This is a genomic window from Stenotrophomonas pictorum JCM 9942, assembly GCF_001310775.1.
GTDB lineage: Bacteria > Pseudomonadota > Gammaproteobacteria > Xanthomonadales > Xanthomonadaceae > Stenotrophomonas > Stenotrophomonas pictorum.
In genome coordinates this window covers 1-10825 of record NZ_BAZI01000065.1, presented here as the reverse complement: position 1 = coordinate 10825, position 10825 = coordinate 1, and the positions used below count along the sequence as shown (strand labels likewise).

Below are 10825 nucleotides of genomic sequence, written 5' to 3'. Positions count from 1 at the left end.
CTCGGCCAGCGGCACGCGGGCGCTGCGCTCGGCCACCTCCTGCATCTTGCGGGCGAGGATGGTGTTGAGGATGTCACTCATGGATCTGTTTCCTGAAAGGCGGGCGCTGCGGACGCGGGAAGCGGAGAAGCGTTCAACTGTGGCCGGCCAGCATACGGCTGACGGCCACGTAATGCTGCATGCGCGCACGGGCGCTGCCATCGGCAATGACCGCACGGGCGCGGGCCAGACCATCGGCGATGCTGTCGGCCACACCGGCCACATACAGCGCCGCGCCGGCATTGAGCGCGACGATGTCGTTGGCCGGGCCCGGCGCGTTGTCGAGCACGCCACGCAGCATGGCGATGGACTCTTCCGGGTTCTCCACCTTGAGGTTGCGGCTGGCCGACATGGCGATACCGAAGTCCTCAGGATGAATCTCGTACTCGCGCACCTTGCCGTCACGCAGCTCGCCCACCAGGGTGCCGGCGCCCAGCGAGATCTCATCCATGTTGTCGCGGCCCCACACCACCAGCGCGCGCTCGGCGCCCAGCTCGCGCAGCACGCGCGCCTGGATGCCGACCAGGTCCGGGTGGAACACGCCCATCAGGATATTGGTGGCACCGACCGGGTTGGTCAGCGGGCCGAGGATGTTGAAAATGGTGCGCACGCCCATCTCGCGGCGCACCGGCGCCACCACCTTCATGGCCGGATGGTGCATCGGCGCGAACATGAAGCCGATGCCGGTCTGTTCAATGGCGCGAGCCACCTGCCCGGGCTGCAGCTCGATCACCGCGCCCAGCGCTTCCACCGCGTCGGCGCTGCCGGATTTGGAAGAGACGCTGCGGTTGCCATGCTTGGCCACCTTGGCACCAGCCGCGGCCACCACGAACATCGAGCAGGTCGAGATGTTGAACGTGTGCGAGCCATCGCCGCCGGTACCGACGATATCGACCAGATGCGTCTTGTCTTCTACCGTCACCGGCAGCGCGAACTCGCGCATCACCGTGGCCGCGCCGGCGATCTCGCCGACGGTTTCCTTTTTGACCCGCAAGCCGGTGAGGATGGCCGCGGTCATGGTCGGCGAGACTTCACCGCGCATGATCTGGCGCATCAGGTCGACCATCTCGTCGAAGAAGATCTCGCGGTGTTCGATGGTGCGTTGCAGGGCTTCCTGCGCGGTGATGGTCATGACAACTCCAGAAATCAGGAAATAACGATGTAGTCGCTTTGGCTGCGGATGCCGGCGTGTGCGCCACGCCGAAGCTGCACATGCAGGCCACCGATCGGCCCCACCGGCAGGCAGCGGTCCACTTCCAGCAGCGCATCGCGGTGTGGCTTGATCCACTGCGCCTGGGCCTGCGCCAGCGCCTTGCGCTTGGCCTCGGCCGCGTCGGCGGCGACCACCAGCAGATACCGGTGGTCTTCGCCGAATGCACCTTCGACATAACCGCCGAGGTTGACGAAGAACAGCGTCGGCGCGTCCGCGGCAGGCGGGTCCTGCGACAGGCGCACCTGCCAGTCCTCGACCCCATCGACCGTCATCCATGAATCCAGATGCAGGCCGGCGGCCTCGCCGAACCACTGCTCGCGCAGCTGCGGCCAGGTCTGCCTGATATCCCGGCCAACGGCGAACACCACGTCGTGCACCTCGGTATTGGCACGCGCATGGCGGCCGCCGAGCATCACCACGAACAGGCGCAGTTCGATATCACCCATGACACCGGCGTTCCGTCAGCGCTCGAATCGAACCGGCCTCATCGGCCTGAAGCAGCCTCGTCCGTGCAATCAGCATGTACGGTCCAGGAAGTTCTTCATCAGCGCGTGACCATGCTGGGTGAGGATCGATTCGGGATGGAACTGCACCCCTTCGACCGGATACTCGCGGTGGCGCAGGCCCATGATTTCTTCCATCGACCCGTCCGGGTTCTCGGTCCAGGCGGTGATCTCCAGCGCGGCCGGCAGCGTGTTCTTGTCCACCACCAGCGAGTGGTAGCGGGTGGCCTCATAGCGGTCCGGCAGGCCGGCAAACACGCCCTTGCCTTCATGGCGGATCGGCGAGGTCTTGCCATGCATGATGTTGCCGGCGCGGATCACGTCACCGCCATAGACCTGGCCGATGCTCTGGTGGCCCAGACATACGCCGAACACCGGGATGCGGGGACCCAGCTGGCGGATCACGTCCAGCGACACACCGGCCTCGTTCGGCGTTTTCGGGCCGGGCGATACCACGATATGCGAAGGCTGAAGCGCGGCGATCTGCTCGACGCTCATCGCATCGTTGCGCACCACCTTCACCTCGGCGCCCAGCATCTGCAGGTACTGCACGAGGTTGAAGGTGAAGCTGTCGTAGTTGTCGATCATCAACAGCATGGAATGGCACTCATTGAGCGATCAGGAAGATCGCGTAGACGTTTTCGGTGAAGGTGATCGTCCCGGTTTCCAGACTCTCGGGCGCAAGGCGGGAGCCGGATACCTCCATTGCCGCAGGCGCAGGGGGAGCCGGCGGAGACGGCGGCGGGATGGCGTCGTCCCCGGCATCTTCGCTCGCCGACTGCCACGTACCGGCCTGCACGCCGTAGGCAAAGTTCGGGGCAACGTCGGAGATGGTGTACAGGCCGGTGATGCGCGTGCCGTAGGCCGCTGCCAACCCTTCGGCGGAATGGCGCGACTGGCGGGCGGCTTGCGCCTTGAGTTCGGCGCGCAACGTGCTGGCCTTCGCGTAACCGGAGCGCAACGAGGTGATCTGCAATTCCGGCCCGGCATCCACGTCGGCCAGCAATGCGCGCAGCTTCTCCAGATCATCGAAACTGCCACGGACGCGACGGACAACCTTGGTTCCCTTGAACACCTGCTTGCCGTTCTCGTACGCGTTCTCGGCGGAAATCGACAGGGAGGAGGCGTAGGTGTTTTCCGCCAGCGCGCGGTGTTTCTTCAAAGCGGCCAGTACCGCCGCCACGTTCCGCTCGACCCTCGACCGCGCCTGTTCCGGCGCCATGTCCGTGGCTTGCACCAGGAACTCGACCGTAAAGTGATCCGGCACGACCGTACGCGCGGCCTGCCCCTTCACCAGCAGATGGGGCTGCGACGGAATCGAATTGCTTGTGCGAACGACAGCACCGGCGCCAAGGCCAGCAACAACGACAACACGAATCTGCTCTTCATCCCGATTTTCCCATTCCCCTGCGCACCACGATGCGCAAACAATGCACGCTCACAAGCCCTTCGCCGCCTGCGCCACCGCGCGGAACAGCGCGCGGCCCTTGTTCATGGTTTCCTGCCATTCGGCATCGGGATCGGAGTCGTAGACCACGCCGCCGCCGGCCTGCACGTACAGGTAACCGTCCTGGATCACCGCGGTGCGGATGGCGATGGCGGTATCGGCATCGCCGTTCCAGCCGATGTAGCCGACCGCGCCGGAATAGACGTTGCGCTTGACCGGCTCCAGCTCGCGGATGATCTCCAGCGCACGGATTTTCGGCGCGCCGCTCACCGTGCCGGCCGGGAAGGTCGCGCGCATCACATCGCTATAGCTCAGGCCGGCCTTCAACGTGCCGGTCACTTCACTGACGATGTGCATGACGTGGCTGTAGCGCTCGATCACGAACTGCTCGCCCACTTTCACCGTGCCGGGCTCGGCGACGCGGCCGACATCATTGCGGCCCAGATCGATCAGCATCACGTGCTCGGCACGCTCCTTGGGATCGGCCAGCAATTCGACTTCCAGCGCCTTGTCCAGCTCGGGCGTGGCGCCGCGCGGACGGGTGCCGGCGATCGGACGCACGGTGACGATACCATCGCGCAGGCGCGCCAGGATTTCCGGCGAGGAACCCACCACCTGGGTGCCACCGACATCGATGAAATACATGTATGGCGAGGGATTCAGCGCACGCAGCGCGCGGTACACGTCGATCGGCCGTGCGCGGAACGGCACGCGCAGGCGCTGGCTGGGCACCACCTGGAAGATGTCACCGGCGCGCACGTAGTCCTGCGCCTTGCGCACCACCGCGTGGTACTCCTCGCGGGTGAACGAGGACTGGAAGTCCTGCTCGTCGATGGCGTCGGATACCTGCGACTGCGGGTAACCGGCGCCGCCCTGGCGCAGACGGTGTGCCAGCTCATCGAGACGACGGTTCGCGCGTGCCCAGGCCTGCGGCTGCGCCGGGTCGGCATGCACGATCAGGTACAGGCGGCCCTTGAGGTTGTCGAACACCGCCAGCTCTTCGGACAGCATCAGCAGGATGTCGGGCGTACCGAGTTCGTCGGGCTTTTCGCCCGCGCCCAGGTGCGGCTCGATGTACTGGATGCACTCGAAGCCGAACCAGCCGACCAGGCCGCCGGTGAAACCCGGCAGGCCCTCCAGCTGCGGCACCGAGTACTGCTTGCGCAGCACTTCCACCTCGGCCAACGGGTCGGCCACGTCGCGGCGCTCGACCACCTCGCCCAGCTCACTGACTTCCAGCGTATGCCCGCGGAAGCTGTACGTGCGGCGCGCAGGCAGGCCGATGATGGAATAGCGCCCGAAGCGTTCGCCGCCTTCGACGGATTCAAACAGGTAGGTATACGGGCCGTCGGCGAGCTTCAGGTAAACCGAGAGCGGCGTGTCCAGGTCGGACAGCACTTCACGGACGACGGGGACGAAATTGTGCGGGTGTGCGCTGCGGCCTTCAGCGGCCAGTTGCTGGAACTGCTCTTGCGTGATCAAGACGGCTTTCCTTCCGGGAAACGACGGTGGCGGGACGGACGACGGCAACGGGCCACCATCGCCACCAGCGGCGAGCGGAAGAAAGGGAACGCTTGGTCGTCAGAATGGGCACCGGGCAACTCTACCGCAAGATCGCGGTGTGGTGTGCATCTGCAACATCGGCAATTGCTTGCAGCAGCAACGGTTCAGTGGCTGAGCAGGGCGGTGTCCGCAGGCAGATGCATGCGTACCCGGCCGGGCACACAGCGCACATGGAAGCGGCGCGCCTGCAGCGGCTCCCCATCCAGATTCAGTGTCATCGGCTGCATGGCATCGATCCACAGCTGGTGCAGGCGGGCGCGTACCGCGACCTGCTCCAGTGCCGCGTGCTTGCCGTCGCTGAACAAAGTGCCCAAGGTGGACAGGACCTCACCGGAAAGCTCGGGCACGACAGTCAGATCCAGCAGACCATCATCGAGCAGCGCATCCGGGCACAGCACCTGGCCGCCGCCGGCCTGACGGCCATTGCCGATACCCAGTGCGATGAAATCTCCCTCCCATGCGAAGTCTCCGCCGTGGATCCGTGCCCGGATCGGCTCGATCCGGCCCACCCGCGAAATACCGGTGACCACGTACGCCAGCCCGCCCAGCATTTTCTTCAATCCTTCGCGGGTTTCCACGGTGACGTCGGTACCGAAACCGCCGCTGGCCAGATTCGCGCACCAATGGCTTCGCCCGTCACCGTCGATCTGCAGCAGATCGATCGGCCGCGCCGCCGTGGCGCCAATCAGCGTCAGCGCGGCCAACGGTTCCAGCGCCATGCCGGAGGCGGCCGCGAAATCGTTGGCGGTACCCAGCGGCAGCAATCCCAGCGCCGGCAGCTGCGCCGCATCCAGCGTGCTCTGCGCCATGGCCTCGGCCACTTCGCTCAAGGTGCCATCGCCACCGCCGGCCACGATCACCGCGGCATTGGCCGCGATGGCTTCACGCACATGACGCCCGGCATCACCGGCTTCCCAGGTCACCCGGACCGCAAGGATGCGGCCCTGTCGCCGCAGCTGCGCAACAGCCTCGCGCACCGCCTCATCGTTGGCGGACTTGCCATTGAGGATCAGAAACCACGGACTTGCCTGCATGCTGTTCTCCGGAAACGCGCGCAGCCTAGCAAGCGCGTCACTGCGGGCGGGTGAATGTCACCGTTCCGTCATCGAGGACCGGGAGTATGGAAGTCCATAGCAAGGACGACGGATGGAGCAGGATCAGCCTCCGCACTATTCCCCAGCCGCAGCGGCAACGCTGCGGCCTTTTTTTGCTTCATCTTCAGAGCCGCGCCCTGCCTGTTGCCCGGCAAAGGGGATGAGCTCTTGTCGACCTGGTTTCGTCCGTGCTTCGCGGCGTACGCCGCTCCTGCAAACAGCCAATCATTCGCCTGCGGCGAACTTCTGCAGCGCTTCGCCTTGCAGGCGGTACACCGTCCATTCGTCCTGCGCCACCGCTCCGGCGGCTTTGTAGAAATCGATAGCCGGCGTGTTCCAGTCCAGCACCGACCATTCGAAACGACCGCAGCCCTGCGCTACCGCCAGCCTGGCGATGTGCTGCAACAGGGCCTTGCCCGCGCCGCTGCCGCGCGCCTCGGGGCTGACGTACAGGTCTTCCAGGTAGATACCGTTGCGGCCCAGCCAGGTCGAGTAGTTGTAGAAGAACACGGCGTAACCAATCGCCTTGCCGTCGCGCTCGCAGATCAGCGCCTGCGCCTTGGCATCCGGACCGAACAGGCTGTCACGGATGCCGGCCTCGTCGGTCTGCACTGACGACTCTGCTTTCTCGTAGATCGCCAGTTCGCGGATGAAGTGCAGGATCAGGCCTGCGTCATCGGCCAATGCCGGGCGGATACGTACTTCTGCCGCGCCCACCACTCAGCCCCGCGCCGCGGCGACGTTGCCGCGCATCTTCGCGATCACCCCGGCATAGTCCGGCGCATTGAAGATGGCCGAACCGGCGACGAAGGCATCGGCACCGGCGGCGGCGATCTCGCCGATGTTGTCGGCCTTCACCCCGCCGTCGACCTCCAGGATCACCGGCTTGCCGAGCTTGTCGATCATCGCCCGCACCGCGCGCAGCTTGTCCAGCGTGGAGGGGATGAAGGCCTGGCCACCGAAGCCCGGATTGACCGACATCAGCAGCACCAGGTCCAGGTCTTCCAGCACCCAGTCCAGCACTTCGACCGGGGTGGCAGGATTCAGCACCAGGCCGGCCTTGCAGCCGTGCGACTTGATCAGCTGGATGGTGCGGTGGACGTGGCGGCTGGCTTCCGGGTGGAAGCTGATCAGGCTGGCACCGGCCTCGGCGAAGTCCGGCACGATGCGGTCCACCGGTTCCACCATCAGATGCACGTCGATCGGCGCGGTCACGCCATGCTTGCGCAGCGCCTGGCAGACCATCGGGCCGATGGTCAGGTTGGGCACGTAGTGGTTGTCCATCACGTCGAAATGGACCCAGTCGGCGCCAGCGGCCAGCACGTTGTCGACCTCCTCGCCGAGCTTGGCGAAATTGGCCGAGAGGATGGACGGGGCGATGATGCAGTTGGACATGACGGGAGCCTTTCAGCGCTTGCGCAGGGTTTTGATGCGGTCGTAGGCGGCGTTGATCTGCCGGGCCTTCTTTTCGGCCTGGGCGCGCAGTTCGGGCGCGGCGCCGGCCACTTTGTCGGGGTGGTACTGGGACATCAGGCGACGGTAGGCCAGGTCGATCTCGGCATCGGTGGCGTCGCGGGTGACCCCCAGCTCGCGATACGGCAGATCTTTGCCCAGGCGGAACCAGTCACTGTCGAAGGCATGGCCCAGCAGCAGGCCGATCACCGCACCAAACAGGGGATTGGGCCTGAAAAGCAGGGCCCCGGCGATGAAACCAAGCAGTTTTCCGTACCAGCGCATGGAGGTTCCAATGGCCTGAGGACCGTCAAGACGCGCATTTTATGCCACAGCGACCCGATCCGGCTTTACACTAGGCCGCCCGCCGTCCAGCAGCGGGCCCTGCGGGTCTCCAGACCCGGGTCCTCCACGCCGGCGGCATCATTGCCAAGCCCCAGGAGTGCCCGTGCCGACCACGCTGTTGCAATCCGATCTTCCCGGCCTGCCCTTGCGCCATCGCGGCAAGGTGCGTGATGTGTTCGATATCCCGCGCGAACGTTTGCCCGCTGGAACGCCTCCCGGGGACTACCTGTTGATGGTTGCCACCGATCGCCTGTCGGCGTTTGACGTGGTGCTGCCCGACCCGATCCCGGGCAAGGGCGAGATGCTGTGCCAGGTCTCCAACTTCTGGTTCAAGAAGACCGAGCACCTGATGCCCAACCATCTGACCGGCATCGAGGTGGCCAGTGTGCTGCCCGAAGGCGTCGATCCGGCGCTGTACGCCAAGCGCGCGGTGGTGACCAAGAAGCTCAAGCCGGTGCCGGTGGAAGCGATCGCCCGCGGCTATGTGATCGGCAGCGGCTGGAAGGACTACCAGCGCACCGGCAAGGTCAGCGGCATCGCCCTGCCCAACGGCCTGCAGCAGGCCGAGAAACTCCCAGAGCCGATCTTCACACCGTCCACCAAGGCGGCGGTGGGCGACCACGACGAGAACATCGATTTCGACGCGATGGTCAAGGCGGTGGGCGCGGATCTGGCCGAAAAGGTGCGCGACGCCACGCTGCGGATCTACAAGTTCGCGGCCGAATACGCGGCCGAGCGCGGGATCCTGCTGGCCGATACCAAGTTCGAGTTCGGCACCGACGCCGATGGCCGCCTGTACATCATGGACGAGATGCTGACCCCGGATTCCTCCCGCTACTGGCCGGCGACGAGTACCAGGTCGGTATCAGCCCGCCGAGCTACGACAAGCAGTTCGTGCGCGACTATCTGGAGACCCTGGACTGGGACAAGACCGCCCCGGGCCCGGCGCTGCCGGCGAGGTGATCGAACGCACCCGCGCCAAGTACGCCGAGGCGCTGGACAAGCTGGCGGGCATCAGCATCGACTGAGGCCGTACCACCTGACGGACGCGGCCTGCCGGGCGCGTCCGCCAGGTGGCCGCGCTATGCTCTGCCCACCAAGGGCCGGGAGAGACCATGGACATCCGCAGCGCGCGCCCGCTGGACCGCTACTTCGCCGGTTATTCCGGCGACCATAGCAACGCCACCAACCAGGCGATCCATGTGGTCGCGGTACCGGCCATCCTGTGGTCGGCGATCGCGCTGCTGTGGTGCGTTCCGCCGTTGCTGCCGTGGTTCCAGCACGGCATCTGGGCGCCTTGGCGATGTTCGGCACCTGGGCCTATTACAACCGCCTGTCGCGCCCGCTGGGCATCGGCATGCTGATGCTTTTCTTCGTGGCCGGCTGCATCTGCCGGCTGCTGGAAGACCGCTTGGGCATTCCGCTGCTGCTGCGCATCGGCATCGGCGTGTTCGTGCTGGCGTGGATCGCACAGTTCATCGGCCACAGGATCGAAGGCCGACGGCCCAGCTTCCTCACCGACCTGACCTACCTGTTGATCGGCCCGATCTGGGTGCTGGCCAAGCTGTACCGCCAGTTCGGCTGGCGTTACTGATCGGCCGCCGCCGGCGTGGTGAACATCGTCGCCTCGGCAATGAACGGACGCGGCGCATAGCCGAAGTCCCGTCGCGCCGGTTCGATATCGAAGACCAGCGGATCGCGCATGCGGGCGAGCGTGGCCGCGTTCATGCCCTGCAACCGCCCGCTGGCATGCGCCAGCCGCAAGGCCAGCCGGAACAACGGCGTCGGCACGCTCCACAGACGCGGCCGGGCCGGCAATGACGCCAGCACCCGCTGGACCATCTCGCCATATCCCAGCACCTCACCGCCGCCCAGCGCATAGGCGCGACCGGCCGCTGCCGGATGCCGCACTACCTGCAGGGCCGCGTCGGCCAGATCCTGCACGTGCACCGGCTGGCGCAGACCATTGGCACAATGCGGCAACACAAAAAAACCGGTACGCGCAGCCAGCGCGGCGATGACGCTCAGCGTCTTGTCACGGCCGGCACCGTAGACCAGCGTCGGCCGCAGTACCGTGGCGGCGACACCACGCTCTTTGGCACGCTTGAACAGCACCTGCTCGGCTTGGCGCAGCCGACCGGCGACATCGCGCTCGGCCGGCTCAGGGGAATCCTGCTTGACGTCCACACTGGTCGAACCGAACGCCACCACCTTCGGTGCGTGCACGTCCGATGCGGCATACCAGCGCGCGAAATGGTCCAGCGGACCACAGCTGAAAACGGCGTCGAACCCCTCCTCGCCCTGCCAGGTGCCGGACAGGTCGCCGCGCTGCCAGCGCACTCCCGGCAGCGCCACCTGCGCGTGGCGTGACACCGCGGTCACCTCCCAGCCTGCGGCCAGCAAGTTGGCCAGTACGCGCTCACCGATCTGGCCACTGGCACCAAACAGCAGTGCCTTGCGCAGGCCGGTTTCAACGCGGGTGTCATTTTCCATGCCGCACAGGATAGGCGATCAATCGCGATTTGCCGCAGCAGGTAGACTCGAACCGGACAACGCCGAGCACGCCATGCCCTCTCCTGAAAGCCACTCCCACGCCGTTCCCTCCGCCATCCTGCTCGCCACCGATATGAGCGCCCGTTGCGACCGCGCATTGGCACGCGCCCTGCAGCTGGCACGGCAATGGAACGCGCGGCTGGTAGTGGCCACGGTACTCCCGGATGCCGCCATGGAAGCCGGCGCGGAACTGCCACAGGGAGCGCCGGACCCACGGGATACCGCCGAACGTCGCCTGCAACGGCTGCTGGACGGGGAAGACCACAGCGGCAGGATCGACGTCCGGGTGACGCAGGGCCATGTCGGCCGCGCCCTGCTGCGCCTGGCGGCCGAGGAGAATTGCGGCCTACTGGTCACCGGCATCGCCAGCGACATGCTGTTTGAACTGCCGGTACCCGGCTCCACCGTGCTGTGGCTGAGCCGGCATTCGCCGCTGCCGGTGCTGATCGTGCATGACCGGGTACGTGGACCGTATCGCCACCTGGCGGTGGCCAGCGATTTCTCCGACAGCGCCAACCGGGCGGCCGGCCAGGCCTTGTCGCTGCTGGGTCCGCCACTGCGGCTGTCGCTGGTGCATGCACTGGAATCCACGGGCAGCCCCCTGCTCAGCGGCGAT

General features: G+C 66.1%; 11 protein-coding genes and 3 pseudogenes. 3 read left to right on the top strand and 11 right to left on the bottom strand.

What is annotated here, in order from left to right:
- The 10 genes and pseudogenes from trpC to JCM9942_RS05555 form a co-directional block, all read right to left on the bottom strand.
- A pseudogene (gene trpC, locus JCM9942_RS18860) lies at positions 1 to 81 on the bottom strand (indole-3-glycerol phosphate synthase TrpC); the annotation flags it as partial.
- A 52-nt stretch (positions 82 to 133) separates the two neighbouring features.
- Entirely contained in the window at positions 134 to 1171 is a 1038-nt protein-coding gene (gene trpD, locus JCM9942_RS05595; RefSeq protein WP_054658264.1) for an anthranilate phosphoribosyltransferase, read from the bottom strand.
- 14 nt (positions 1172 to 1185) lie between these two features.
- Entirely contained in the window at positions 1186 to 1698 is a 513-nt protein-coding gene (locus JCM9942_RS05590; protein WP_054658262.1) for a DUF1543 domain-containing protein, read from the bottom strand.
- Positions 1699 to 1767: 69 nt separating this feature from the next.
- The gene (locus tag JCM9942_RS05585; protein WP_054658260.1) at positions 1768 to 2352 is read right to left on the bottom strand and encodes an anthranilate synthase component II; all 585 of its coding nucleotides are present in this window, start codon (positions 2350 to 2352) and stop codon (positions 1768 to 1770) included.
- 10 nt (positions 2353 to 2362) lie between these two features.
- Positions 2363 to 3133, bottom strand: a complete 771-nt coding sequence (locus JCM9942_RS05580) for an SIMPL domain-containing protein (RefSeq protein WP_054658258.1) — start codon at positions 3131 to 3133, stop codon at positions 2363 to 2365.
- A 60-nt stretch (positions 3134 to 3193) separates the two neighbouring features.
- On the bottom strand, positions 3194 to 4684 hold the full coding sequence (trpE, locus tag JCM9942_RS05575) for an anthranilate synthase component I (protein WP_054658256.1): 1491 nt from the start codon (positions 4682 to 4684) through the stop codon (positions 3194 to 3196).
- 185 nt (positions 4685 to 4869) lie between these two features.
- Positions 4870 to 5799 (bottom strand): lipid kinase YegS, encoded by a 930-nt coding sequence (yegS, locus tag JCM9942_RS05570; protein ID WP_054658254.1) that lies wholly within the window; start codon positions 5797 to 5799, stop codon positions 4870 to 4872.
- Between the two features lie 285 nt (positions 5800 to 6084).
- Complete coding sequence (locus JCM9942_RS05565) at positions 6085 to 6576, bottom strand: GNAT family N-acetyltransferase (RefSeq protein ID WP_054658267.1); 492 nt, start codon at positions 6574 to 6576, stop codon at positions 6085 to 6087.
- Positions 6577 to 6579: 3 nt separating this feature from the next.
- Entirely contained in the window at positions 6580 to 7254 is a 675-nt protein-coding gene (gene rpe, locus JCM9942_RS05560; RefSeq protein ID WP_054658252.1) for a ribulose-phosphate 3-epimerase, read from the bottom strand.
- Between the two features lie 12 nt (positions 7255 to 7266).
- Entirely contained in the window at positions 7267 to 7596 is a 330-nt protein-coding gene (locus tag JCM9942_RS05555; RefSeq protein WP_054658250.1) for a J domain-containing protein, read from the bottom strand.
- A gap of 163 nt (positions 7597 to 7759) precedes the next feature.
- Here JCM9942_RS05555 and JCM9942_RS05550 point away from each other — a divergent pair.
- Positions 7760 to 8684 (top strand): annotated as a pseudogene (locus tag JCM9942_RS05550) (phosphoribosylaminoimidazolesuccinocarboxamide synthase).
- Positions 8685 to 8771: 87 nt separating this feature from the next.
- Positions 8772 to 9250, top strand: a pseudogene (locus JCM9942_RS05545) (Mpo1 family 2-hydroxy fatty acid dioxygenase).
- On the opposite strand, the gene JCM9942_RS05540 reads toward JCM9942_RS05545, so the two are convergent.
- Positions 9244 to 10149: an NAD-dependent epimerase/dehydratase family protein gene (locus JCM9942_RS05540; protein ID WP_054658248.1), complete on the bottom strand. Its 906-nt coding sequence runs from the start codon at positions 10147 to 10149 to the stop codon at positions 9244 to 9246. The pseudogene JCM9942_RS05545 and the gene JCM9942_RS05540 overlap by 7 nt on opposite strands.
- A gap of 73 nt (positions 10150 to 10222) precedes the next feature.
- Here JCM9942_RS05540 and JCM9942_RS05535 point away from each other — a divergent pair.
- Positions 10223 to 10825, top strand: a 603-nt coding sequence (locus JCM9942_RS05535) for a universal stress protein (protein WP_218185460.1), incomplete at its 3' end; no start/stop codon positions are given.